We start from the raw sequence: 25,817 nt of genomic DNA on the forward strand, positions 1-25,817 counted from the left end.
CGGGCCGCTTCGAGCCCGCACTCCCCAGCGTGACCGGTTCGGCCAGCCTGGATCGAACCTTTCCTACTGCCATCAGCTATTCCATCAGTCTACTTTCAAGGACGCTTCCATGATTCGTAAATGCCTGTTCCCCGCCGCCGGTTATGGGACCCGCTTTTTACCCGCCACCAAGGCCATGCCGAAGGAGATGCTGCCGATCGTCAGTAAGCCGCTGATCCAGTACGCCGTCGAGGAAGCGCGTGACGCCGGCCTGCAACACATGGCCATCGTCACCGGTCGCGGCAAGCGCGCGCTGGAGGATCATTTCGATACCAGCTACGAGCTGGAGCACCAGATTCGTGGCACCGATAAGGAAAAGTTCCTGCACGGCACTCGCGAGCTGATCGATACCTGCAGCTTTTCCTACACCCGTCAGGTGGAAATGAAAGGCCTGGGGCACGCCATTCTCAGCGGCCGCTCGTTGATCGGTGATGAGCCATTCGCCGTGGTGCTGGCCGACGACCTGTGCCTGAACCTGGAGGGGGATGGAGTTCTGGCGCAAATGCTCAAACTTTATGAGCAGTTCCGCTGTTCGATCGTGGCGATCCAGGAAGTGCCCCGCGAGCAGACTCAGAAGTACGGCGTGATTGCCGGCGAGTTGATTCGCGAGGGGATTTACCGGGTCAACAGCATGGTCGAAAAACCCCGTCCGGAAGACGCTCCGTCCAACCTGGCGATCATCGGTCGATACATTCTGACCCCCGACATCTTCGACCTGATCGCTGACACCGAACCTGGCAAGGGCGGTGAAATCCAGATCACCGATGCGCTGATGAAGCAGGCCCAGAACGGTTGCGTACTGGCTTACAAGTTCGAGGGTCGACGCTTCGACTGTGGCGGTGCCGAAGGTTATATCGAAGCCACCAACTTCTGCTTCGAGCATCTGCATCAAAACGCCCTGTGATGTTGCTGTCCCCCGATATGGTCTTTATCACCTTATGGACGAAGCCTCTATGAATACGTTGAGCGGTTTCAAGGCAGATGACAGTCGCCACCCGTATAGCACTGACCTTAAGCACAACCTCGCGTACCGCATCGTGCGCGCCTATGCGTCGGAACTGATTTCCCCTCGCGTGCGAAAACCACCGGTACTGCTGGTGGAACGCATCGGCGCGTTTCCCTCTTCCGGGGAGATCCGCCGCCAAGTCAAGGATGGTCCGGCGCTGTTGGCGAGCATCAAGCAGCGTTACGCCCGCGATGCCCTCGACCTCAACGAGAGCAGCGGGCTGAACCTGGTCTTTGCCGACTGGCGCTTCAGCTTGCGCCTCTCGGGCGAGGGTTGCGTAGCTTGCCTGACCGTGGAGAGTCGGGGCGACAGCTCGCTCCTGCAGCGCAAAACTACCGAGCTGCTGGAGCAGATTGATGCAGGGAGGGCATTTGAATGAACGCGATTGCCGAACACGCCACCAAAGCCTGGTACCTGGTCCAGTGCAAGCCCAAACAAGATGAGCGCGCCGAAGAACATTTGCAGCGCCAAGGCTATGCCTGCTTTCGCAAAACCTACAGACGTGAGCGCATATTGCGCGGACAACGTCGAGTGATCAGCGAGTCGCTGTTTCCGGGCTACCTGTTTATTCAACTGAGCCTTCAGGACAGTTGGGGTCCACTGCGCTCGACCCGCGGCGTTTCGCGGGTCGTCGGGTTCGGTGGTCAGCCATTGCCGATCCGCGATGAGCTGATCGACGAACTCCAGGAACCGGACAGCCAGGCGATCGTGACCACGCTGTTGAAGCACGGAGATGCGGTGCGCATCACTGACGGTCCGTTCTGCGATCTCGAAGCGGTGTTCCTGGCCATGGACGGCGAAGAACGGGTGCTGCTGATGATGAATTTGCTGCAGCGTGAACAGCAAATCAGCCTGCCACTGGCGCGGGTCAACAAGCTTTAGATGCTTTTAGTTGCTCACACAAAAACGCCGCTCAACAAGCGGCGTTTTTTATCAACACAGGAAAACCTACGCCCCTTCCGAGAGGTGATTCCAGTCGACCCAACCCAAAAACCACGTCGCCAGAATCAGTAAACCGAAGGCGATCCGGTACCAGGCAAACACCGCATAACTATGGTTGGCGATGAACTTGAGCAACCCGCGCACGGCAATCATCGCAAAGACGAAAGCGGCGACAAACCCTAGGGCAAACACCGGCAAATCTGCGGCCTGGAACAGGTCGCGATATTTATAGCCCGAGTACACCGCGGCACCCACCATTGTCGGCATCGCCAGGAAGAACGAAAACTCGGTGGCCGTCTTGCGTGACAGGCCAAACAGCAACCCGCCGATAATCGTCGACCCTGAGCGCGAAGTGCCGGGAATCATCGCCAGGCATTGTGCACATCCGACTTTCAAGGCATCGGTCCAGCGCATCTCGTCCACGTGATCGACCACTACCACGTGCTCGCGCTGTTCGGCCCATAACATGATGATCCCGCCGATCACCAGCGCCACGGCCACGGTGATCGGGTTGAACAGATACTGATGGATTTTGTCGGCGAACATCACCCCCAGGACCACCGCCGGCAAAAAACCGATCAACAAATTCAGAGTGAAACGTTGTGCATTTCGCTGGGTCGGCAAACCCGTGGTGATGTCCAGAATCTTGCGACGGAACTCCCAGACGACCGCCAGAATAGCGCCCAACTGAATAATGATATTGAACGCCATGGCTCGCTCACCGCCAAAGTCGAGCAAGTCCGCGGCAATAATCTGGTGGCCTGTACTGGAGATCGGCAAAAACTCTGTGAGTCCTTCAACCAGCCCTAGAATCGATACTTGCGTGGTGGTCCAGAAGTCCATTAATCCCCCGTTAACCCCTCTCGGCTGAAAGGTCTGTTGTTGGTTCCGAGCATCTGTCGGGTCAACGGAGAATTAAAACGCATTACCCGCCGGCTTGAGCCAAACGTTATAAAACGTCCATGACCAGGGCTATGAACACCTCGACGGCCCTATCCGCCTGCTACGCTTTGCGTTCATGACTGGAGGGATAACCATGCCGGACGATCCTACCCCCGCCCGGCCCGACGCCAGATGGACGCCTGATGAAGAAATTGACCCGGAAGACTGATACTTGTGTGTTGCAAATCCATGGCTGCCACTCATCGTCAGCTCGTTGACGTTTTGAGTTTGGACGCGCGCAATGGCTACCCCAAAAATGATCGCCCAAGAGAACATTCCACATGGCAAAGATCATAGTGCTCGCTGGTGACTTCCCGCAGTGCGACGGGGAATATCACTCGGGTACCATCACGCTCAAAACGGCCCTTAAGCCACGACTGGGGAAAAGCTTCCCGGTCTCGGAATTTAAAGATCTAACGATCCAGAACACGGATTCCAACAAGAATATAAAGAGCGCCATCGGCCTGGGCATTGCGGGCGCAATGTTGTTGGGGCCGGTCGGTGCCATCGCTGGCTATCTGCTCGCGGGCAACAACACGGAAGTGACCTTCATGGCCACTCTGAAGGACGGTGGCAAGCTCCTGGCGGCAACCGATAGCGAGACCTTCGAGGACATCTCGGCACGTGCCCACAAAAAAAACCGCCCCGGTCGCCGAGGCGTCCCTCGCGAATCATTTAACAACGACTCCATTCACTGATCCGCTGACCCCGTGACCGCGAAGATGTTGCAGGGCACTCGATACAGAACATGCTCCGTCGTACTGCCCACCCACTTGCCCAACCCCTTGCGATGCGCATTGCCCATGACGATCACATCGGCCCGGTGATGCGCTGCAAAGTCAGCCAGCGCTTTGCCGGGCGGGCCCGCAACGAAGTGTTGTCGCTCGGTGGGCACGCCAAAGTGGTCAGCCAATGCGATGAATGACTTATGCAGAGACTTGCGCACGTCACTGTTGAAGCCTGGCATCGTCACTGCCCCCGCGCCCGCGTCAGCTATATGCGTCAGCGACAGATCATAGGCATGCAGCAGATGCAGTTCTGCGTTGCATTGCATGGCCAGTCCGTTCGCTGCCTGGATGATGCGGTCGTTGATGCCGGTGATCTGCGTCTCGGGTTGCGACGGATCGACCGCCGCCACGATCACCCGCGGCAGCGGACACCTGACTTCGCTGACCAGATGCACAGGCACCGGACATTCGCGCAACAGGTGCCAATCCAGAGGCGTAACGAAAACGCGCTTGAGTGCAGACTCGTGCTGCACGTCCTTGATCACCAGATCCGGCTGCATTTCTGCCACATGCCGAAGGATCTCTTGCAACGCGCTGCGGGTTATAAGCACTTCGGTGCTTACCGTGACCCCGCGCCCGCGTATCAGATCTGCTTCATCCTTCAGCCACTTTTCGTTCTCTTGCTGACAGGTCTCACGAAACCGCGCACTGGCGCTCATCAAACCCAAAAGGTGGGAGTCTTCGATAAACACCGTGATGTGCAGCGCTGCGCCAGTGGCTTCGGCGATGGCGACAGCTCGTTCCAACGCTGGAGTGTGACGCATGGCTGGGCCGGCTATCAGAAAGAGTCGTTGATATTGGCTCATGTAACACCTCCAGACCCCCGTCACCACCGACGACCTGCTATCGCCTCAACTAACGGGATCGACACTATCAATATACGCCTGGATTCAATAACGAGCTAAAGAGCTGTCACCCCATACCAACCGGGTGACAACCCAACACTACTTCTGGGCATATTTCGTGCCGTGCTGATCATTAAGCTGTGCCTGCATCAACCCCCACTCACGCTGAATGATCGAGTAAGGAATAAAGATACTGATCCGCTCAGCGCCCTTTACCCCAGGGTGAAAACTCACATCGTGAAGTGTGGTGGAGAAGAATCCGACATTAATACCGACAATGCTGCCGTCATTGGCGATAACGGGCCCACCCGACATTCCCTTGATCATCGGGGCATCATGGATGGCATAGCGTTCGCCGCTGCCTTCATCACTGTTGATGAAAGGCGCCGGATACACCTTGCCTTGCCCGCTGACCGTTGTCATATACGGGCTCGTTCCCACGGCAGTAATGTGCTCACCCACGCGCGGTGCGCGCCATGATGGATAATGGCCGTCAGCCTTGTGCTTGATGAAGACCAGGTCGCAACCGGTGCTGCAGCTGTATATCACGTTGCGAATGAGTGGGGTGTGGCGGGTGGTGACGGCGTAATCCTCGTTCCATTGCACGGCCGAGGCCGTGTACAGATAGGGCAAGGGAAAGCCTGAGAAGACTGAGAAATATGAATCATTGGCAGGCCCCGACAAGTCGGGTTTTACCATACCGTTGCATCCTGCAATACCAGCTCCTATTAAAAAGTAGGCCATGATTTTAATCATGATGTTCACCGACTTATAAGGAGATTTTAGTTTTTGTTATGTCAGGTTTTTAGTGATCAGGTTGTTGTAGTTGTTCCTCGCCGCCTGTTCTGGTGGGTAATGTATGGCTTAGATTGTAAGCGTGTGTATGAATTTATTGCGCTAAGAACAATCGCTTTTCGTTACATATAAAAAACTTCAAATATTTGGCGCCTGAAAAATGTCACATGCGCCAAAATAAATATAAATGGAAGTTACACTTAATAAGTGTAAAACCCGTGAAACAGCACTTTTAGAGCGATTTAGAGCACGTTGGAATGCCGCGGCAACCTAACAGAAATCAGTGCCGCGAAAATAACAAATGCGCTGGATATCCATAAACACGCTTCCAGCCCGAAGACCTGAAAAACCCAACCGGAGAGCACGGTGCCGATCAGCCGTCCCATGGCGTTGGACATGTAGTAGAAGCCCACATCCAGCGATACGCCGTCTTCCTTGGCGTAGGACACGATCAGGTAGCTGTGCAGCGAGGAATTCACCGCGAACAACGCACCAAAGATCATCAGACCGCCCAACAGCACCCACTGCGGCGACAACCCGGTGTTCAGCCCCAGCGCGATTGCCGCTGGCAGGCCTGCCAAGGCAACCGCCCAAAGAAACGCCGCGCGGCCATCCGGGACATGCCCTCGTTGCTTGCCGGTGATCCGCGGCGCGAGCGATTGCACAATGCCGTAGCCAATCACCCAGGCCGCGAGGAATCCACCGACCTTCCAGAAGTCCCAGCCAAAAACGCTGCTCAAGTACACCGGCAAAGCCACGACGAACCAGACATCGCGGGCACCGAACAGGAACATCCGTGCCGCCGACAAGATGTTGATGGCCCGGCTCTTGGAGAGGATGTCGCGGAACCTGGGCTTGGCTTTCGCCTTGCCCAGGTCCTTTTTCAACAGGATCAAGCTGCCGAGCCAGATCAGCGAAAGAACGCCTGCCATGGCCAGCAGCGCCCCTCTGAAACCGATCAGGGCGAGCAATGCCCCGCCGAGAAAGAAACCGACGCCCTTGAGGGCATTCTTCGAGCCGGTGAGGATGGCTATCCATTGATAAAGCGTGCCCTGTTGCCCGTCAGGCACCAGCAGCTTGATCGAGCTTTTGGCGCTCATCTTGTTCAGGTCTTTGGCGATCCCCGACAGCGCCTGAGCCCCCATCACCCAAGGAATCGTCAGCCAGGTGACTGGCACCGTCAGCATCAACAGCGCCACAACCTGCATTCCCAGCCCGATGTTCATGGTCCGGTTCAGCCCCAGTCGCGCACCGAGATAACCGCCCAGCAGGTTGGTGATCACGCCAAAGAGTTCGTAGAACAGAAATAACGCCGCGATTTGCAAAGGGCTGTAGCCCAACCCGTGAAAGTGCAGCACCACCAACATGCGCAAGGCACCGTCGGTGAGGGTAAAAGCCCAGTAATTGCCCGTAACAAGCAGGTATTGCCGCACTGACGGCGCGAGGGCTGACAAGGCTTTCATCAACGCTCCTTAAACGGCCAGACCGACCATCCTGGCCAATTCGACGGTGCGGTTTGCGTAACCCCATTCGTTGTCGTACCAGGCATAGATTTTGACCTGGGTGCCGTTGATGACCATGGTCGACAGCGCATCGATGATCGATGAGCGCGGATCGGTGCGGTAGTCGATGGACACCAGCGGGCGCTCCTCGAAACCGAGAATACCTTTGAGTTCGTTCTCGGACGCGTCCTTGAGAAACCGATTCACTTCGTCAACCGTGGTGACGCGCTCGACCTCGAACACACAATCAGTCAGCGAAGCATTGGCCAACGGTACGCGCACCGCGTGGCCATTCAGTCGCCCGCGCAGCTCCGGGAAAATTTCCGCGATGGCGGTGGCCGAACCGGTGCTGGTCGGGATCAGGCTCATGCCCGAAGCCCGCGCGCGACGCAGATCCTTGTGGGGTTGGTCGAGAATGCTTTGGGTGTTGGTCAAGTCGTGAATGGTGGTGATCGAGCCGTGGCGAATGCCTAGCGCTTCATGGATCACCTTGACCACTGGCGCGAGGCAATTGGTGGTGCACGACGCAGCGGTAACGATGCGATGTTCCGCCGGATTGAACAGTTGATGGTTGACGCCCATGACGATGTTCAGCGCGCCCTCTTCTTTCACCGGAGCACTGACCACCACGCGCTTGACGCCCTGGTCGAGGTACGCCTGAAGCACCGCGACAGTCTTCATCTTCCCGCTGGCTTCAATCACTAGATCGCAGCCCGACCAATCGGTATCGGCAATCGCCTTGTTGGCAGAAACCTTGATGCGCTTGCCGTCGATGACAATGCAGTTACCTTCGGCGCTGGCTTGATCATTCCAGCGACCATGCACCGAATCGAAGTTCAGCAGGTGCGCATGCGTCGCCGCGTCGCCTGCCGGGTCGTTGATCTGCACGAACTCAAACTCTGGCCAGTGCCAGGCGGCGCGCATGGCGAGACGACCGATGCGGCCAAAACCATTGATGCCCACTTTGATAGTCATGTCGAGGTGCTCTGTAGCGGTTGTCAGGGAGGGTGCTTTGGCAATCATCAAGCCGGACAGCAGGCGGCTGCCCGTTCAGGACGGTCGCCCATTTGTTCAAGGCGTTTGGCATCGGGGCTCAACCAGTGCGTGTTGGCTTGAAGCGCCACGATCAGCATCTGATTCACCCAGTCAGGAAGAGTCGGGTGCAATCGGTAGTAAACCCATTGACCTTGCCGACGGTCCGCCAGCAATCCGCAGGTGCGCAACTGCGCCAGGTGCCTGGAGATTTTCGGCTGGCTCTCGTTCAACGCGCAGGTCAGCTCGCAAACACACAACTCTCCCTCACGGGCGATGAGCAGCATCATGCGGACGCGGTTGTCGTCAGCCAGGCATTTGAAAACGGTGGTCGGCGTCAGAGAGTCAGACATTTCGGTTCTCGCTGGTTTGGGCTATGCGTCACAACGGAGCATCAGCTTATATGCGATTGGCCGAATATATGTTTTTCCGCATGTGCGGTAAAGCGCCAACAGTCAGTGTGTCGACTTCATAGCTGAATGATATTTATTTACTTACAAAAGGTAATCGTTATCATTAGCACCATAACTAAAAAGGAGCTCATGGTGGCTTTACCGCGCATTTACCCCGCCTCTCTCTCGCTGCTGGGGCTGTTGGCAGTCCCCGATTTACAGGCAGAAACCCAATCGGCAGTCACCTTGCCTGCCACCGCTGTGACCAGTGATTACAGCGAGCAAAGTTACAGGCCGACCGACAACCGCAGTGCGCTGAAGATCGATGCCCCACTGCGCGACATTCCGCAAACGGTGAACGTGATCCCGCAGAGCGTGATCAAGGACCAGGGCGCGCGATCGATGGAAGACGTGCTGAAAAACGTTCCTGGCATCGGTCTTTCCAATGGCGATGGCCAGCGCGATCAGGTCACCATTCGCGGCTTCAGTGCGATTGGCGACATGTACGTCGATGGCGTCCGCGACGACGCGCTGTACTTCCGCGATCTGTCTAACGTCGAGCGGGTGGAAGTGATCAAGGGGCCGGCAGCGGTGCTCTATGGCCGCGGTTCATCCGGTGGCCTGATCAACAGCATCAGTAAGAAACCCAACTTCACTCCCAAGCAGGAAGTGGGTGTCAGCTTCGACAGCGAAGGCAAAAAGCGCACGCAGTTCGATGCGGGCTGGGCCGATCAGCAGCAAAACGACAAGGCTTTCCGGGTAACTGGCGCACTGGAAAACAGCGACACCTTCCGCGATGACGGTTACATCGACCGCAAGGCCATTGCGCCTTCGGCCTACTTCAAGCTCTCCGATGATCTTGAGCTGAATCTGGGCGCCACGTACCTCTACGATAAACGCCTGATCGACTTCGGCATCCCCGCGCTGGGCAACCGTCCGGTCAATGTCGACCGGGACAAGCGCTTCGGCGCCGCCGACCCGGATGATGATTACACTCGCAGCGAAGTGTTCTCGTTCACGGCGGGCGTCGACTACCGCCTCAACGACGACTTCACCCTGAGCAACACCAGCCGCTACTACCACTACGACCTGGATCGCAACAACACCCTCGCCGACTCCAGCCCGACACGCTTCGTCACTGCCCCCAACGGCGAATTGCTGGTCAAGCTCAACCGCGGCAACGTGCAGCGCAAGGAAGAGGGCTGGTTCAACCAGACCGAACTCAAGCAACAGGCCACGCTCGCCGGGATGAACCACAACCTGCTCTATGGTGTGGAACTGGGGCGCCAGGTCAAGGATCAATCCGTCTTCAGCCAGAACAACGTAGCGCGGGTTCCGGTGTACCGCGATGCTCTGGTCGCCGTACCGTTCCAGGCCAATCGGCAAACCGCCAAGGGCACCAATACCCAGGACACGGCCGGTTTCTACGTCCAGGATCTGATTGAACTGACCCCGAACTGGAAAGCGCTGCTGGGCGTGCGCCATGACGTGTTCGACCAGGAATATTCGGATGACCTGACCCGCGCCACCATGTCTCGAACCGACAACACCTGGAGCCCGCGTGCAGGCCTGGTCTACCAGCCTGATCAGGTCCAGTCCTACTACATTTCGGTGAGTCGCTCTTACCAGCCGTCTTCCGAAGTCTTCGCCCTGAGCACCACCAACCAGGACCTTGAACCGGAGCAAACCACTAACTTCGAAATCGGCGGCAAGTGGGACCTGCTCGACAATCGCCTGGCGTTGACGGCGGCGCTGTTCCGCCTGGAACGCACCAACATGAAAACCACCGACCCGGCGAACCCGACCAAACTGGTCCTGTCGGGCGAGCAGCGCACCGACGGCCTGGAACTGACCGCCAGCGGGCAGTTGAGCGACAAGTGGCAGGTCTATGCCGGCTACGCCTACCTGGATGCCGAGATCACCAAGTCCAACAACCGGACCAATGGCGTCGCCAACGAAGGCCAGACACCGACCCTGACCCCGCGTCACAGTGCCAACCTCTGGCTGGTGCGCTCGCTGACCAACACCTGGCGTGTCGGCATGGGCGCGAACTATGTCGATGACCGCTACACCGCCCTGGACAACCGGGTGGTCATGCCCGCCTACACCACCGTGGACGCGGCATTGCTCTATAACCTGCCGAAGTGGGACATGGCGCTGCGTTTGCGTAACGTCTTCGACAAGGACTATTACGCCTCGGCCCATGGCTCCGTGGACCTGATCACCCCTGGAGCGCCACGGACCCTGGAGTTGAGTACCAACTACCGGTTCTGACTGAACACCTGAAATCAAACGCCCTTGCCGGTCAGGTAAGCAAAATACCCGTGGGAGCGAGTCTGCTCGCCCCCACGCGTTTTGCGCAGTTTACTGACAGGCATTCGTTTTAAAGCGGGCAGACTGCGATAACGGCACCATCAGTGCTTGGGGTGGTCATCTGCACAGTCCAGCCTGGGGCAAAAACCAAGTCGTGATACTCAACGATGGCACTGATTTCGGAGCAAAGTTTTTTGGCCTCCTCCGGAGAGTGATCTACATCGATGTTGACCGAACGATTCTCGGCTGAGTATTCGCTAGCCTGGGTCAAGTTCATCGTGTCATTCCCATCCAGTATTTTGCTGAGCAGTGAGGCGTTCTCGACGGACTCGTCCATACCGCTGGAATAAGCACATTGAACAGCCACAATCGTCAGTAAAAAAAACAGACCCGCTGCGTATTTGTTTCTCACATCCATGTTCCTTGAAGTCGGGATTGGTCGAGCCTGCACTGCGTGGCGAAGCGATCCGGGGTACAGCATACGTCCTGAGGTTCATACGGCCCAAGGAAGATCAGCGAAAGGATTTCGTATACCCTATCGCTATCTCACTTCCAAACGACCGCCGCCGTGAACCTACCCAAACTCAACGCTCCCGACCTTGGCAATACGCCTTCGACCTCGGAAATCATCACCCGTCATCTGCGCGACGCGATCGTCGCCGGGCATTTCGCCGAAGATGAGCCGATTCGCCAGGACGACATTGCCCGCCAGTTCAACGTCAGCAAGATTCCGGTGCGCGAGGCCCTCAAGCGGCTGGAGGCCGAAGGGCTGGTGATGTTCCAGCGCAATCGCGGGGCGATGGTCACGCGGGTGTCCGATGCCGAGTTGGCGCAGATGTTCGAAGTGCGCATGTTGCTGGAAGACAAAATACTGCGCCTGGCCATTCCCAACATGACCGAAGAAACCTTCGCCCGGGCCGAGCGCATCTGTCAGGAATTCATCGGCGAGGACGACGTGGGCCGCTGGGCCGAGCTCAATTGGGAGCTGCACGCCTGCCTTTACGAACCGGCACAACGGCCGTTTCTGGTCAGCCTGATTCGTTCGGTCAACGACAAGCTGGAGCGCTACCTTCGCATGCAAATGAGCCTGTCGGCTGGCAAGGAACGGGCCGATCACGAACACCGTGAGATCCTCGCGGCCTGCCGTGCCGGCGATGTGGAGCTGGCGGTGAAGCTGCTTGACGAACACATTGCCGGAGTCTGCAAGACCCTGTTCGAACACCTGCCCCACGCTCACTAAGCGCTGTGCCGATTTCGTCATCGGCACAGGATAAATCCATCAAGCCGGCACCCCGCTGCACAGGCCACTCTTGCGTTCACTCATCTGAACGGACGTGGCCCTCCCATGAAACGCATCACCGTGATCGACTCCCACACCGGCGGCGAACCGACCCGCCTGGTGACCGCCGGTTTTCCTGACCTGGGCACCGGCAGCATGGCTGAACGGCGTAAGTTGCTGGCCGACCATCACGATCAATGGCGCGCGGCCTGTGTGCTGGAACCACGAGGCAGCGACGTGCTGGTGGGTGCCCTGCTCTGCACACCGGTAGACCCGAGCGCCTGTGCCGGGGTGATTTTTTTCAACAACACCGGTTACCTGGGCATGTGCGGCCACGGCACCATCGGCCTGGTGGCGTCGTTGGCGCACCTGGGCAAGATCGGCCCCGGTGTGCACCGCATCGAGACGCCGGTGGGGACGGTGCAGGCGACCCTGCACGAAGACCATTCGGTGAGCGTGCGCAATGTGCCGGCCTACCGTTACCGCAAAGCGCTGGCGTTGCAGGTGCCGGGCATCGGCCAGGTGGTCGGCGATATTGCCTGGGGCGGGAACTGGTTTTTCCTGATCGCCGAGCATGGCCTGCGGGTCGCCGGCGACAACCTCGACGCGCTGACCGCTTATACCTACGCCGTGCAACAAGCGCTGGAAGCCCAGGGCATTCGTGGCGAAGACGGCGGGGTGATCGACCATATCGAACTGTTCGCCGATGACGATCAAGCCGACAGCCGCAACTTTGTCCTATGCCCCGGCAAAGCCTATGACCGCTCACCGTGCGGCACCGGCACCAGTGCCAAACTGGCGTGCCTGGCGGCCGACGACAAGTTGCAACCGGGGCAGATCTGGCGTCAGGCCAGTGTCATCGGCAGCGAGTTCGAAGGCTCTTATGAATGGCAAGGCGAGCGCATCGTGCCGACTATTCGTGGCCGTGCCTTTATCAGCGCCGAAGCCAGTTTGATCATCGAACAGGATGACCCGTTCGCCTGGGGCATTCGCCCATGAGCGAGGGCCTGGTGGCCGATGTGATCGTGATCGGCGCCGGCATCATCGGCGCCGCCTGCGCCCAGGCGCTGGCCCGTCGTGGCTTGCAGGTGCTGGTGCTGGACGCCGGCCTGCACGGTGCGACGGCGGCGGGCATGGGCCACCTGCTGGTGCTCGATGACAACCCGGCCGAATTGGCCCTGAGCCAATATTCCCTGCAACGCTGGCGCGAACTGGCGCCAGACCTGCCCGCCGGCTGCGCTTACCGCAACAACGGCACACTGTGGCTGGCGGCCAACGCCGAGGAAATGGCGGTCGCCCACAGCAAATACCTGAACCTGAAAGCCCAGGGCGTGGCGTGTGAACTGGTCAGCGCCAGCGCCTTGCGTCAGCGTGAACCGGAACTGCGCGAGGATCTGGAAGGCGGCTTGCTGATCAATGGCGACGGCATTCTGTATGCGCCGGCGACGGCCCGCTGGATGCTCGACACACCGAACATCCGTCAGCACCGGGCGCGGGTCAGCGCGGTCGATGGTCACCGCGTTTGCCTCGATGACGGCCATTGGTTGCGGGCCGAAGCGGTGGTGTTGGCCAACGGTGTTCAGGCCAACGAACTGTGCCCGGAATTACCCATCGAGCCGAAAAAAGGCCACCTGCTGATTACCGACCGCTACCCCCGCACCGTCACCCACACCTTGGTGGAGTTGGGTTACGTCACCAGCGCGCACAACGCCACCGGGCCATCGACCGCCTGCAATATTCAGCCGCGCCCGACCGGGCAATTGTTCATCGGAGCCTCACGGCAATTCGGCACCACCGACCCGCAGGTCGAAGGCTGGATGCTGGCGAAAATGCTCAAGCGTGCCGCCGAGTACATGCCAGGGCTGGCCCGGCTCAACGGCATCCGCGCCTGGACCGGTTTTCGCGCCGCCAGCCCCGACGGCCTGCCGCTGGTTGGCCAGCACCCACAGCAGCAGGGCTTGTGGCTGGCGGTCGGGCACGAAGGGTTGGGCGTCACCACGGCCCCCGGCACGGCCGACTTGCTGGTGGCGCAGCTGTTCAACGAAACCCCGCCACTGGCCGCGCAACCCTATCTGCCCCAGCGTTTCCTCGGAGAACCCGTCTATGCCTGAATTACTGCTGGACGGCCGCGCCTTGAAGGTGGCCGAGGGCACCAGCGTCGCCGCTGCCTTGGCGCTGGGCAGCGACGGCTGCACGCGCACTTCGGTCAGTGGCCAACGCCGCGCACCGCTGTGCGGCATGGGCATTTGCCAGGAATGCCGGGTGACCATCGACGGCCGGCGACGCCTGGCCTGCCAGACTCTGTGCCGTGACGGCATGCAGGTGCAGACATGCCCATGAACGAATACGCCGATCTGCTGATCATCGGAGCCGGCCCCGCTGGCATGGCCGCTGCTCTTGCCGCTGCCCCCAGTGGCGCACGCATCGTCATGCTCGACGACAATCCGCTGCCGGGCGGGCAAATCTGGCGTGATGGTCCGCAAGCCAATGTGCCCGATCAGGCCCGTCGCCTGCGTGAACGTTTGCAGGCGTGCAGCAACATCCGCCGTCACGCCGGCACCCGGGTGATCGCCAGTCCCGGTCCGAAACAACTGTTGGTCGAAAATGACGATGCCGGTTGGCTGATCAGTTACGACAAGCTGATTCTGTGCACCGGCGCCCGCGAGTTGCTGCTGCCCTTCCCCGGCTGGACGTTGCCCGGCGTGACCGGCGCTGGTGGCTTGCAGGCGCTGATCAAGGCGGGCCTGCCGGTGCAGGGTGAGCGCGTGGTGATCGCCGGCAGCGGCCCGTTGTTACTGGCCAGTGCCGCCACCGCGAAAAAACACGGCGCGCAGATCCAGCGCATCGCCGAGCAAGCCTCGCGCACCGCCGTCGCCGGTTTCGCCGTGCAACTGCCCCGCTGGCCTGGCAAATGGCTGCAATCGTTCAGCCTGTTCGACCGCCATTACCGCACCGCGACGCATGTGCTGGCCGCCCTTGGCACTGACCGGCTGGAAGGTGTGCGCCTGCAACAGCAGGGCAAAATCATCGAACTTGAATGTGATCGGTTAGCCTGTGGTTTCGGCTTGATCCCGAACATTCAATTGGGCCAGGCACTGGGTTACGCCATCGAGGGTCAGGCGTTGGCCGTGGATGCCTGGCAGGCCAGTCGCGTCGATCATTATGCGGCGGGAGAATGCACCGGGTTTGGTGGCAGTGAACTGGCGTTGGTCGAAGGTGCCATTGCTGGCCACGCGGCGGTCGGTGACCTTGAAGCGGCACGCCAGTTGTGGCCACGCCGGGCACGCTGGCAGGGTTTCGCCAAGGCACTGAATCAGGCCTTCGCCCTCGACCCGCAACTCAAATCCCTGGCCCGCCCCGACACCCTGGTCTGCCGCTGCGAAGACGTGCCCTACGGCGCATTGACCGGGCACACCGACTGGCGTGAAGCCAAACTGGCCAGTCGCTGTGGCATGGGCGCCTGTCAGGGCCGGGTGTGTGGTGGCGCGGTGCAGCACCTGTTTGGCTGGCAACCCTCGGCCCCCCGCCCGCCCTTCAGCCCGGCACGAATCGAGACCTTGATGTGCCTGGACGACACCCCGCCAGCCTGAAACCCCCTCGGGGGTTTCAGCCGCGCTGTCGAGCCTCTATGATCCCGGGGTCGCCCTCAGACCCCAGCGCCATGTACCCCTCGCTCAGCACCTTCAAACCCTGCGATCTGCCCACGCTGTTGAACAGCCTGCAGCCGATTGCGCCGCTGCTCGACACCCTGGCGGACGTGGTGTTTTTCATCAAGGACCGCGAAGCTCGCTACGCCTTCGTCAACCAGACCCTGGCCCGGCGTTGCGGTTTCAAACATCGCGAGGATCTGCTGGGGCTCACCGCCGAGATGGTCTTCCCGGAACGCTTCGGCCCGCTGTACACCGAACAGGATCGGCGGGTGCTGTCCAGCGGCCGCGAGATGGCCGACCAACTGGAACTGCACCTGTATTACGGCAACCAGCCGATCTGGTGCCTGACCCACAAACTCGCCTTGAAGGATGAACAGGGTCACATCGTGGGCCTGGCCGGGATCTCCCGCGACCTGCAATCGCCACAGTCCAATCACCCCGCGTTCCAGAAACTCGCCGCCGTGGACGCACACATCCGCAGCCACTTCGCCCGCCCCATCAGCCTCGCCGAACTGACCGCCATCGCCGGTTATTCCGTGGCGCAACTGGAGCGTCACTGCAAGCGGGTGTTCCAGCTCACGCCACGGCAGATGATCAACAAGGCGCGCCTGGAAGAAGGCTCGCGGTTGCTGCTGCACAGCGACCTGCCGATCACCGAGATCGCCCTGCGCTGCGGTTACACCGACCACAGTGCGTTCAGCCGACAGTTTCGTGCGTTGACCGGTCTGTCACCGAGCCAGTATCGCGATACTCAGCGCTAAGGATCGTTCCCACGCGGAGCATGGGAATGATCAACCCACAGTAAGACCAATAAACAGGCGATGTTTAATAGACATCTCCAGATACTCACCCAGGCTACACATCCTTGCGCCTCTGCCTACGACTACGCCAGAATCCGCCGGCTAGTGCGCCTGTGGCCCGGGCTATATCGTTTCCCTGTCGCTGAAAAAAACAGCGATCGGGTTTGGTAGCCCGCCGTTCACATGTCGCATAGCTTCACCTTATGCAGGTGCTTCTTCAGCATTTGTATTTATGGTGGCCATGCGTAGGGTGCCCTCGGGCACGCCGGTTTTGCCATGTGGGCCGGTCTACCAACCTTCGTATGGCCACCACCTCTTCGTTTGGTAGCGAGAGTGATGGCTCCTCTAATCACATATGGAGTTCCATCTATGTTCAAACCAACGCCAAATCCACCGGAAACCGACGACGTTTCCCCCTACGAATCCCTCGATTCGAAAAAGCTCCACGCAGCCGCCGACCGCGCCCTCGATCATTACCTCAAACCGCCCCCCCCCCCCAAAGACACCAAGCGCAAACCCAGCACCATTTACCATGTGGGTGCGAAGGTCGATAACGAAACCCTGCTGGTCAATGCCTGCGAATCCCTGGCGTCAGCCAGCATGATGCTCAGTGAGTTCGCCGGTTTGATGGAGATGCCCCATCGCAACGTGATGTTGGGGATTCAATCGGTGGTCATGCTCGGTGAATTGGCGGTGAATCGAGTGCTGGATAACCTCGATCCGCAGGGCTAGCCAGAATCTGTGGCAAAGGGGCTTGTTGTGGCGAGGGGGCTTGCCCCCGTTCGGCTGCGAAGCAGTCGTAAAACCGGTGTATGCGATTTCTCTGATACACCGCGGTTGCAGGTTTTGGGGTCGCTTCGCAACCCAACGGGGGCAAGCCCCCTCGCCACATGGGTGTGTCAGAGCACGGGGTGATCGCAGGGCGCCGATGTTCCCTAAAGGGGCGCCCCGCACAACCATTGCTCCCATCTGTAACACCCACCATCGCGGCCCCCGCTCCTCACGGCGTCACTCTGACGCACCGCAACACCTCTACTTCCAAGGTCTGCCAACAAATTCACGCCTCGGCCTGGAAACGGGCACGCTGATTGCTATATTTAATATCGTATACGAAATCCCCAATACGATATCCAGCAGCACTTCACATCAACGAGGCCTCTATGAAAAACCCCGCATTTGCCGTAGCCCTCAGCGCTGTTCTCAGTACCTCTTTCATTGCCACCGCCCAGGCCGACAAGCTCGACGACATCATCGGTTCGGGCAAGCTGCGCTGCGCCGTGACCCTGGACTTCCCGCCCATGGGTTTCCGCGATGCCGGTAACAACCCGGCCGGTTTCGACGTGGACTACTGCCGTGATCTGGCGAAAATCCTCGGGGTCGAGGCCGAAGTGGTCGAGACGCCGTTCCCGGACCGTATTCCGGCGCTGGTCTCCGGGCGGGCCGATGTGATTGTCGCCTCCACTTCCGACACCCTCGAACGGGCCAAGACCGTGGGCCTCACCGTGCCTTACTTCGCCTTCCAGATGGTGGTGCTGACCCGCGACGACACCGGCATCAACAGCTTCGATGACCTCAAGGGCAAACCCGTGGGTAATACCAGCGGCACCTATGAGGCCATCGCTCTGGAGAAAGACGTGAAGAACTGGGGCACCGGCACCTTCCGCGCCTATCAATCGCAGAACGACACCCTGCTGGCCGTCGCCCAGGGCCATATCGACGCCACCGTGGTCACCAACACCGTGGCCGCTGCCACCCTCAAATCGGGCAAATACAAAAACCTTAAAGTCGCCGGTAACGCGCCGTACGTGATCGACTATGTCTCCCTCGGCGCCAAGCGTAACGAGTATGGCCTGCTCAACTACCTCAACCTGTTCGTCAACCAACAGGTGCGCACCGGTCGTTACAAAGAGCTGTTCGTCAAATGGGTCGGCACTGAAATCCCGCCGACCAACCTGACCGTGCCCCAGGTCTACTACTGAGGTGTCCGGCATGCCTAGGCCCACTTCTCTGACCGGTCGTAGCCTGGTCGCGGGCGCCGCCGAGGGCGCCCTGCTGTTCGCCGATGTCGGGTTGAGTTTCTGGGGCGGGGTCGATCCGTTTAGCGGCGAGATCATTGACCGTCACCATCCGCTCAGCGGCGAATACCTGGCCGGCCGCGTGCTGGCCATTCCCAGCGGTCGCGGCTCGTGCACCGGCAGTAGCGTGTTGATGGAACTGATCAGCAACGGTCACGCACCGGCTGCATTGGTGCTGGCCGAACCCGATGAGATCCTGACCCTGGGCGTGCTCGTGGCGCAGACGATTTTCGAGCGTTCCCTGCCGGTGCTGTGCATCGGCCGGGAGGCCTTCGCCGCGTTGCGCGGCAAGGCCTTCGCTCGGGTCGACGGCGCCTCGGTAACCGTGTTCGAACACCTGCCGGGCGATGCCTGGCAGGCACTCGACAGCCCGTTGCAAACGCAAGACCCAAGCGCCCCGCTCGAACTCACCGAACACGACCGGGCGCTACTCGACGGCCAACATGGCAAGGCTGCACAAGTGGCCATGCAGATTGTTCTGCGCATGGCCGAACTGCAAGGTGCCCGCCGCCTGGTGGATGTCACCCAGGCACACATCGACGGCTGCATCTACACCGGACCTGCGAGCCTGCGCTTTGCCGAACAACTGGTGCAATGGGGCGCCAACGTGCGGGTGCCCACCACCCTCAATTCGATTTCCGTGGACCAGCGTCGCTGGCGCGAATTGGGCATCGACCCGGCGCTCGGCGAACCGGCCAGTGCCTTGGGCGATGCCTATATGGCGATGGGTGCGCAACTCAGTTTCACCTGTGCGCCCTACCTGCTCGACAGCGCACCCAAGGCGGGCGAGCAGATCGTCTGGGCCGAATCCAACGCGGTGGTCTACGCCAACAGCGTGCTGGGGGCACGCACCCTGAAGTACCCGGACTACCTGGATATCTGCATCGCCCTGACCGGCCGCGCCCCGTTGATCGGCTGCCACCTGGACGCACAACGCAAGGCCCGACTGCAGGTCGAGGTGCCCGCCCTGGGCGAACTGGACGATGCCTTCTACCCGCTGCTCGGTTACCACATCGGCGCGTTGGCGGGCAGCCGGATTCCACTGGTGCGCGGGTTGGAAAACCGCAAGCCGAGCCTGGACGACCTCAAGGCGTTCGGCGCAGCGTTTGCCACCACCTCCGCCGCTCCCTTGTTCCATATCGCCGGGATCACCCCGGAAGCTATCGACCCGGCGCAGGTGCTGGAGGGAGATGTAGCCCTGCCCGTGGAAACAATCCGTCTGAAGGATCTATTGGTCAGTTGGCGCGAACTCAACAGTGCCCGCGACAGCCGGGTGGATGTGGTCTCGCTGGGTAACCCGCATTTCTCCCTCAGCGAGTTCGCTCACCTGGCGCGACTGTGCCTGGGTCGGCACAAACACCCCGACGTGGTCCTCGCCATTACTTGCGGCCGCGCCGTGCTGGAGCAGGCTCGCGAAGCCGGGCATATCGCCGTGATCGAAGCCTTCGGCGCGACCCTGGTCACCGATACCTGCTGGTGCATGCTCGGCGAACCGGTGATCCCGCCGGGTGCAACAACCTTGATGACCAACTCCGGCAAATACGCCCATTACGCACCCGGTCTGGTGGGCCGCAAGGTGCATTTCGCCAGCCTGGCTGAATGTGTCGATACCGCTTGCAGTGCCAAGGCCAGCGGTCGTCTGCCGGCCTGGCTGAACATTGCCACCCCTCTGGAGACGCTCGCGCATGTTTGATTACACCTTCCAATGGCGCGCCACCCTGCGCGCCCTGCCGGACATGCTCGCCGGTGCCTGGGTCACTTTCGAGACCGCCGCGTTGTCGATGATCTTCGGCGTGCTGATCGCCCTGGCCCTGACGGTGATGCGCGAAAGCAAAACCCCGCTGCTGCGCGGCATCGGCAACGGCTGGGTATCGATCGCGCGCAACACCCCGTCGCTGTTCCAGATCTACGTCCTCTACTTCGGCCTCGGCTCGCTGGGCTTGCACGTCAGCTCATGGTTCGCCCTGCTCGCCGGGATCACCTTCAACAATGCCGGGTATCTGGCGGAGAACTTTCGCGGCGGCCTCAAGGCCGTACCCGACACGCAAGTGCGCGCCGCGCGTTCGCTGGGCATGAGTGCCTTCCAGGCCTACCGCATGATCATCGTCCCGCAGCTGTTGCGGATCGTCTTCTACCCGCTGACCAATCAGATGGTCTGGGCGGTGCTGATGACGTCGCTGGGGGTGATCGTCGGGCTGAACAATGACCTGACCGGGGTGACCCAGGACTACAACGTCAAAACGTTCCGCACCTTCGAATACTTCGCCATCGCCGCCGCGCTGTATTACCTGATTGCCAAGGCGATCGTCGCGTCAGCCCGGCTGATGGCCTGGCGGTTGTTCCGTTACTGAGGGCTTGACCATGTTTTCCACCAGTTTTTCCTGGAATGACCTGCTGTTCCTGCTCGACGGCGCCTGGGTCACCCTGCAACTGACGTTCTGGTCGATCATCCTCGGCTCCTTCGCCGGGCTGTTGTTTGGCCTGCTGCGAGCGCTGTTGCCACGCGCCAGCCTGCCCCTGGCCTGGGTGCTGGACGTGTTTCGCAGTGTGCCGCTGTTGATCCAGTTCGTGCTGTTCAACTCGCTCAAAAGCATCGTCGGCTTGAACATCAGTGCATTCAGCGTCGGCTGCATTGTGCTGGGGGTCTACACCGCCGCGTACTTCACCGAGATCGTGCGCAGCGGCGTGCTGTCGGTGCCGTTCACCTTGCGGCGGGCCAGTCGTTCGCTGGGCCTGAGTTTTATGCAGGACCTGCGCTGGATCGTCCTGCCGATGGCCACCCGCGTGGCCTTCCCCGGCTGGCTGAACCTGGTGCTCGGGGTGATGAAAGACACCGCGCTGGTGATGTGGATCGGCATCGTCGAACTGCTGCGCGCCTCGCAAACCATCGTCACCCGCATTCAGGAACCGTTGCTGGTGCTGTGCATCGCGGGCCTTATCTATTACGTCATGAGCCTGGTGGTTGCACGCCTGGGCGCTCGTCTGGAAAGAAGGTGGCAAGAAAATGATTGAGATCGACAACGTACATAAATCCTTCGGCGATCTGGCCGTGGTCAAGGGTGTCAGCCTGACGGTGGACAAGGGCGAAGTGGTGTCGATCATCGGCGGCTCGGGCTCCGGCAAATCGACCCTGCTGATGTGCATCAACGGCCTGGAGCCGATCCAGAAAGGCAACATCCGGGTCGACGGCGTCGAGGTCCATCACAGCGCCACCGACCTCAACCGCCTGCGGCAGAAAATCGGCATCGTGTTCCAGCAATGGAATGCCTTCCCGCACCTGACCGTGCTGGAAAACGTGATGCTGGCGCCGCGCAAAGTGCTGGGCAAAAGCAAGGCCGAAGCTGAAGAGCTGGCGGTGCAGCAACTGACCCACGTGGGCCTTGGCGACAAGCTCAAGACCTTCCCCGGCAAGTTGTCCGGAGGCCAGCAGCAACGCATGGCCATCGCCCGCGCCCTGGCCATGTCGCCGGACTACATGCTGTTCGACGAAGCCACCTCGGCCCTCGACCCGCAACTGGTCGGCGAGGTGCTGGACACCATGCGCATGCTCGCCGAAGACGGCATGACCATGGTGCTGGTGACCCACGAAATCCGCTTTGCCCGCGATGTGTCCGACCGCGTGGCGTTCTTTCGCAATGGCCTGGTGCACGAGATCGGCTCGCCGGATCAGGTGATTGGCAATCCGATACATGCGGAAACGGCGGCGTTTCTCAAATCAGTGAAATAACGACCGGCGATAAAAGGAGTCAGCCATGCGTTCATCGAAAGTCATTCATGTGGTCAGTTGCCACGCCGAAGGCGAAGTCGGCGATGTGATCGTCGGCGGTGTCGCCCCACCGCCCGGCGCCACCGTGTGGGAACAATCGCGCTGGATCGCCAAGGATGAAACCCTGCGCAATTTCGTCCTCAACGAACCCCGCGGCGGCGTGTTCCGCCACGTCAACCTGCTGGTGCCGGCCAAGGACCCTCGGGCGCAAATGGCCTGGATCATCATGGAACCGGCCGACACGCCACCGATGTCCGGCTCCAACTCGCTGTGCGTCGCCACGGTGCTGCTCGACAGCGGCATCTTGCCGATGACCGAACCGCAAACCCGGCTGGTGCTCGAAGCGCCCGGAGGCTTGATCGAGGCCGTGGCCGATTGCCGTGACGGCAAGGTCGAACGGGTAGAAATCAAGAACGTGCCCTCCTTCGCTGATCGCCTCGACGCCTGGATCGAAGTCGAAGGCTTCGGCTCGTTACAGGTCGACACCGCGTACGGTGGCGACAGTTTTGTCATCGCCGACGCCAAACGCCTGGGCTTTTCCATCCGCCCTGACGAGGCGGCCGAGCTGGTCGAGGTCGGGTTGAAAATCACCCGCGCGGCCAATGATCAACTGGGCTTCGTCCATCCGCTGAACCCCGAGTGGTCGCATATTTCCTTCTGCCAGATTGCCGCGCCCATCGTGGTTGAAAATGGCATCGCCACCGGGGCCAACGCCGTGGTGATTCAACCCGGCAAGATCGACCGCTCGCCCACCGGCACTGGTTGTTCGGCGCGTATGGCGGTGTTGCAGGCCAAGGGATTGATGCAGGTCGGCGAGCGCTTTATCGGCCGTTCGATCCTCGGTTCCGAATTCCATTGCCGCATCGATTCGATGACCGAAGTGGCCGGCCGCCCGGCGATCTACCCGTGCATTTCCGGCCGGGCCTGGATCACCGGCACCCACCAATTGCTGCTCGACCCCAGCGATCCCTGGCCACAGGGCTATCGCCTGTCAGACACCTGGCCAGGTGCCTGAAACTCCCCCAGACCAACGGCAACCCAAAACCCCTGATTGATTGAAAAAACCACTGGCCGAGCATCGGCATTTAAAATATCGTATACGAAATACAAAAACGAACCGGAGGCAACAATGAGCAAGCGCATTAACTGGAGTGGCGTCTTCCCCGCGGTGACCACTCAATTCAACGATGACTTCTCCATCAACCTGGAAAAAACCCATCAGGTGATTTCCAACGTGATCCGTGACGGCGTATCGGGCCTGGTGGTGTGTGGTTCGGTGGGGGAAAACACCTCATTGACCGCCGAAGAAAAAATCGCCGTGACCGAAGTTGCGGTCGACGCTTCCCGCGGCCGCGTGCCGGTGATTTGCGGTGTGGCCGAGTTCACCAGTGTGCAAGCGGCCAAGGTGGCCAACGCGGTGCGCAGGGTCGGTGTCGACGGCGTGATGCTGATGCCGGCGCTGGTCTACGGTTCCAAGCCATTCGAGACCGCCGAGCATTACCGCTACGTGGCGAAGAACGCCGACGTACCGTTGATGGTTTACAACAACCCGCCGATCTACAAAAACGACGTCACCCCGGACATCCTGATTTCCCTGGCCGACTGCGACAACGTGGTGTGCTTCAAGGATTCCTCTGGCGATACCCGCCGTTTCATCGACGTGCGCAATGAAGTCGGCGACCGTTTCGTGCTGTTCGCAGGTCTCGATGACGTGGTGCTGGAAAGCATCGCGGTGGGGGCCGAAGGCTGGGTCTCGGGCATGTCGAACGTATTCCCGAAAGAAGGCGAGACCATCTTCCGCCTGGCCAAGGCCGGTCGCTTCGCCGAAGCCATGCCGATCTACGAATGGCTGATGCCGATCCTGCACCTCGATGCCCGTGCCGACCTGGTGCAGTGCATCAAACTCTGCGAAGCCATCGCCGGTCGCGGCAGCGCCCTGACCCGTCCGCCACGCCTGGCACTGCCGCAAGCGGATCGGGAGTTCGTCGAGCAGATCATGGCCAAGGCCATGGCCAATCGTCCGGAGTTGCCGGACGTCGGTCTCTGAGTGATTGCCGGGCGGATCCTTGCAGGTCCGGCCCGGCTACCTGTTTTCGCGCCTCTACAGGAAACGTCAGCATGTCCAATCCTCACAGCACGTCCAGCGCAACCACACCCTCGGGACTCAAACGCGTGGTGGCCGCCGCCATGGCCGGCACTGTCGCCGAGTGGTATGAATTCTTTCTCTACGGCACCGCCTCGGCCTTGGTCTTCGGCCAGCTGTTCTTCCGCCAGACCGACAGTCCGATCGACGGCATCATCGCCGCCTTCGCCCTGTACGCCGTCGGCTTCCTCGCCCGTCCGTTGGGCGGTCTGGTGTTCGGTCACTACGGTGACAAGTTCGGCCGCAAGCGCCTGCTGCAACTGAGCCTGGTGGTGGTTGGCATCACCACGTTCCTGATGGGTTGCCTGCCCGGCTTCGACAGCATCGGCTATGCCGCGCCGGTGTTATTGGTGCTGCTGCGGCTGATCCAGGGCTTTGCCTTTGGTGGCGAATGGGGTGGCGCGATTCTGCTGGTGTCCGAGCACTGCCCGGACAATCGCCGAGGCTTCTGGGCCAGTTGGCCGCAAGCCGGGGTGCCGGCCGGTAACCTGGTGGCGACCGTTGCCTTGCTGCTGTTGTCGTCGAACCTGTCAGAGCAACAATTCCTCGCCTGGGGCTGGCGCGTGGCGTTCTGGTTCTCGGCGGTGGTGGTGCTGATCGGCTACTGGATTCGCACCAGCGTCGATGACGCACCGATTTTCAAGGAGGCCCAGGCCCGGCAAGCGCAGACCAAACAGCAACAACTGGGCGTGGTGGAAGTGTTGCGCCATCACTGGCGCGCGGTGCTGGTGGGGATCGGCGCGCGGTTTGCCGAGAACATCCTCTATTACACGGTGGTCACCTTTTCGATCACCTACCTGAAACTGGTGGTGCACAAGGACACTTCAGAGATTCTGTTGCTGATGTTCGGCGCGCACCTGCTGCACTTTTTCCTGATCCCGTTGATGGGCTATCTGTCGGATATCGTGGGGCGTAAACCGGTGTACCTGATCGGCGCGGTGCTCACTGCGTTCTGGGGCTTCATCGGCTTCCCGATGATGGACACCGGCAACAACTGGCTGATCATCGGCGCCATCACCCTGGGCCTGGCCATCGAGTCGATGACCTATGCGCCCTACTCGGCGCTGATGGCCGAAATGTTCCCGACCCATGTGCGCTACACCGCCCTTTCGCTGTGCTACCAGGTGGCGCCGATCTTCGCCGGATCCCTCGCGCCGCTGATCGCCATCAACCTGCTCAACAAGTACCACAGCTCGACACCGATCGCCTGGTACCTGGTGGGCGCCGCGCTGATCTCCATTGTGGCTGTCGGCCTGACCCGGGAAACCCGTGGCAAGTCGTTGCACCAGGTGGATGCCGAATCTGCTGCGCGTATTGCTGCGCTGGACAACGCCGTGCCGGCCGCTGCGCGCCGGGGTGATTCGCTGGCCTGAACCGGATCTTTAGTCCGGCAAACATTTGTGGCGAGGGGGCTTGTCGGAACGCCGCATCGCCCCGTTCGACCGCGCAGCGGTCGCAAATCCCTTTCAGGGCCGCTTCGCGACCCAACGGGGGCAAGCCCCCTCGCC

27 protein-coding genes are annotated in these 25,817 nt (G+C 60.4%); 20 read left to right on the forward strand and 7 right to left on the reverse strand.

Translation table 11 applies throughout. The features are described 5' to 3' along the window. Positions 1-109 precede the first annotated feature (109 nt). The 3 genes from galU to rfaH are packed head-to-tail and all read left to right on the forward strand — an operon-like array spanning position 110 to position 1,927. Positions 110-943, forward strand: coding sequence for a UTP--glucose-1-phosphate uridylyltransferase GalU (gene galU / locus JUI81_RS12905; protein ID WP_018928284.1), 834 nt, complete (start codon positions 110-112; stop codon positions 941-943). Between the two features lie 49 nt (positions 944-992). Continuing rightward, entirely contained in the window at positions 993-1,424 is a 432-nt protein-coding gene (locus tag JUI81_RS12910) for a phosphomannomutase (RefSeq protein WP_204124403.1), read from the forward strand. After that, positions 1,421-1,927 (forward strand): transcription/translation regulatory transformer protein RfaH, encoded by a 507-nt coding sequence (rfaH, locus tag JUI81_RS12915; protein WP_204124404.1) that lies wholly within the window; start codon positions 1,421-1,423, stop codon positions 1,925-1,927. Before JUI81_RS12910 ends, rfaH begins: the two co-directional genes overlap by 4 nt. A 66-nt stretch (positions 1,928-1,993) precedes the next feature. Here the strand turns inward: rfaH and JUI81_RS12920 are convergent, their stop codons facing one another. Further along, complete coding sequence (locus tag JUI81_RS12920; protein WP_019581965.1) at positions 1,994-2,830, reverse strand: undecaprenyl-diphosphate phosphatase; 837 nt, start codon at positions 2,828-2,830, stop codon at positions 1,994-1,996. Positions 2,831-3,210: 380 nt separating this feature from the next. On the opposite strand from JUI81_RS12920, the gene JUI81_RS12925 reads away from it, so the two are divergent. Continuing rightward, on the forward strand, positions 3,211-3,627 hold the full coding sequence (locus JUI81_RS12925; protein WP_111453690.1) for a hypothetical protein: 417 nt from the start codon (positions 3,211-3,213) through the stop codon (positions 3,625-3,627). On the opposite strand, the gene JUI81_RS12930 is transcribed toward JUI81_RS12925, so the two are convergent. The 5 genes from JUI81_RS12930 to JUI81_RS12950 form a co-directional block, all read right to left on the reverse strand. Next, entirely contained in the window at positions 3,621-4,523 is a 903-nt protein-coding gene (locus JUI81_RS12930; RefSeq protein WP_204124405.1) for a universal stress protein, read from the reverse strand. The two genes, JUI81_RS12925 and JUI81_RS12930, sit on opposite strands and share 7 nt — an antisense overlap. Before the next feature lie 138 nt (positions 4,524-4,661). Continuing rightward, positions 4,662-5,261 carry a trypsin-like peptidase domain-containing protein gene (locus JUI81_RS12935; RefSeq protein WP_019581963.1) on the reverse strand — a complete coding sequence of 200 codons (600 nt, stop codon included), beginning with the start codon at positions 5,259-5,261 and terminating at the stop codon, positions 4,662-4,664. Positions 5,262-5,599: 338 nt separating this feature from the next. Continuing rightward, positions 5,600-6,820 (reverse strand): organoarsenical effux MFS transporter ArsJ, encoded by a 1,221-nt coding sequence (gene arsJ, locus JUI81_RS12940; protein WP_018928291.1) that lies wholly within the window; start codon positions 6,818-6,820, stop codon positions 5,600-5,602. Between the two features lie 9 nt (positions 6,821-6,829). Then, positions 6,830-7,834: an ArsJ-associated glyceraldehyde-3-phosphate dehydrogenase gene (locus tag JUI81_RS12945; protein ID WP_019581962.1), complete on the reverse strand. Its 1,005-nt coding sequence runs from the start codon at positions 7,832-7,834 to the stop codon at positions 6,830-6,832. 47 nt (positions 7,835-7,881) lie between these two features. After that, entirely contained in the window at positions 7,882-8,244 is a 363-nt protein-coding gene (locus JUI81_RS12950; RefSeq protein WP_096480769.1) for a metalloregulator ArsR/SmtB family transcription factor, read from the reverse strand. 189 nt (positions 8,245-8,433) lie between these two features. On the opposite strand from JUI81_RS12950, the gene JUI81_RS12955 reads away from it, so the two are divergent. Beyond that, a complete protein-coding gene (locus JUI81_RS12955) occupies positions 8,434-10,557 on the forward strand; it encodes a TonB-dependent siderophore receptor (RefSeq protein ID WP_204124406.1) in 2,124 nt (707 codons plus the stop codon). Between the two features lie 109 nt (positions 10,558-10,666). Here JUI81_RS12955 and JUI81_RS12960 read toward each other — a convergent pair whose 3' ends face one another. After that, positions 10,667-11,014 (reverse strand): hypothetical protein, encoded by a 348-nt coding sequence (locus JUI81_RS12960; RefSeq protein ID WP_019581959.1) that lies wholly within the window; start codon positions 11,012-11,014, stop codon positions 10,667-10,669. Between the two features lie 150 nt (positions 11,015-11,164). Between JUI81_RS12960 and JUI81_RS12965 the strand changes: the two genes are divergently transcribed. From JUI81_RS12965 to abaF, 15 genes are all read left to right on the forward strand, one after another. Next, entirely contained in the window at positions 11,165-11,836 is a 672-nt protein-coding gene (locus JUI81_RS12965) for a GntR family transcriptional regulator (protein ID WP_007935506.1), read from the forward strand. Between the two features lie 105 nt (positions 11,837-11,941). Beyond that, complete coding sequence (locus tag JUI81_RS12970) at positions 11,942-12,874, forward strand: 4-hydroxyproline epimerase (protein ID WP_204124407.1); 933 nt, start codon at positions 11,942-11,944, stop codon at positions 12,872-12,874. Next, on the forward strand, positions 12,871-13,986 hold the full coding sequence (locus JUI81_RS12975) for an FAD-binding oxidoreductase (protein ID WP_204124408.1): 1,116 nt from the start codon (positions 12,871-12,873) through the stop codon (positions 13,984-13,986). The genes JUI81_RS12970 and JUI81_RS12975 overlap by 4 nt, the downstream gene beginning before the upstream one ends. Beyond that, positions 13,979-14,215: a (2Fe-2S)-binding protein gene (locus JUI81_RS12980; protein ID WP_008074690.1), complete on the forward strand. Its 237-nt coding sequence runs from the start codon at positions 13,979-13,981 to the stop codon at positions 14,213-14,215. The genes JUI81_RS12975 and JUI81_RS12980 overlap by 8 nt, the downstream gene beginning before the upstream one ends. Continuing rightward, positions 14,212-15,465 (forward strand): FAD/NAD(P)-binding oxidoreductase, encoded by a 1,254-nt coding sequence (locus JUI81_RS12985; protein ID WP_204124471.1) that lies wholly within the window; start codon positions 14,212-14,214, stop codon positions 15,463-15,465. Before JUI81_RS12980 ends, JUI81_RS12985 begins: the two co-directional genes overlap by 4 nt. A 71-nt stretch (positions 15,466-15,536) precedes the next feature. Continuing rightward, positions 15,537-16,286 carry an AraC family transcriptional regulator gene (locus tag JUI81_RS12990; protein WP_138867116.1) on the forward strand — a complete coding sequence of 250 codons (750 nt, stop codon included), beginning with the start codon at positions 15,537-15,539 and terminating at the stop codon, positions 16,284-16,286. 408 nt (positions 16,287-16,694) lie between these two features. Further along, a complete protein-coding gene (locus tag JUI81_RS12995; protein WP_204124409.1) occupies positions 16,695-17,057 on the forward strand; it encodes a DUF6124 family protein in 363 nt (120 codons plus the stop codon). 428 nt (positions 17,058-17,485) lie between these two features. Continuing rightward, positions 17,486-18,304, forward strand: coding sequence for a transporter substrate-binding domain-containing protein (locus JUI81_RS13000; RefSeq protein WP_019581953.1), 819 nt, complete (start codon positions 17,486-17,488; stop codon positions 18,302-18,304). A 10-nt stretch (positions 18,305-18,314) separates the two neighbouring features. Next, positions 18,315-20,093, forward strand: a complete 1,779-nt coding sequence (locus JUI81_RS13005; RefSeq protein WP_204124410.1) for an aconitase X — start codon at positions 18,315-18,317, stop codon at positions 20,091-20,093. Further along, positions 20,086-20,751 (forward strand): amino acid ABC transporter permease, encoded by a 666-nt coding sequence (locus JUI81_RS13010; RefSeq protein ID WP_018928302.1) that lies wholly within the window; start codon positions 20,086-20,088, stop codon positions 20,749-20,751. Before JUI81_RS13005 ends, JUI81_RS13010 begins: the two co-directional genes overlap by 8 nt. A 10-nt stretch (positions 20,752-20,761) precedes the next feature. After that, a complete protein-coding gene (locus JUI81_RS13015) occupies positions 20,762-21,412 on the forward strand; it encodes an amino acid ABC transporter permease (protein WP_204124411.1) in 651 nt (216 codons plus the stop codon). Further along, positions 21,405-22,127, forward strand: coding sequence for an amino acid ABC transporter ATP-binding protein (locus tag JUI81_RS13020; protein WP_028939785.1), 723 nt, complete (start codon positions 21,405-21,407; stop codon positions 22,125-22,127). Before JUI81_RS13015 ends, JUI81_RS13020 begins: the two co-directional genes overlap by 8 nt. A gap of 25 nt (positions 22,128-22,152) precedes the next feature. Then, positions 22,153-23,181, forward strand: coding sequence for a proline racemase family protein (locus JUI81_RS13025; RefSeq protein ID WP_204124412.1), 1,029 nt, complete (start codon positions 22,153-22,155; stop codon positions 23,179-23,181). 114 nt (positions 23,182-23,295) lie between these two features. After that, entirely contained in the window at positions 23,296-24,213 is a 918-nt protein-coding gene (locus JUI81_RS13030) for a dihydrodipicolinate synthase family protein (RefSeq protein WP_018928306.1), read from the forward strand. A gap of 71 nt (positions 24,214-24,284) precedes the next feature. Beyond that, on the forward strand, positions 24,285-25,682 hold the full coding sequence (gene abaF, locus JUI81_RS13035) for a fosfomycin efflux MFS transporter AbaF (protein WP_204124413.1): 1,398 nt from the start codon (positions 24,285-24,287) through the stop codon (positions 25,680-25,682). Positions 25,683-25,817: the final 135 nt, after the last annotated feature.

Origin of the sequence: Pseudomonas sp. 008, assembly GCF_016861935.1 — a bacterium.
Classification (GTDB): Bacteria; Pseudomonadota; Gammaproteobacteria; order Pseudomonadales; family Pseudomonadaceae; genus Aquipseudomonas.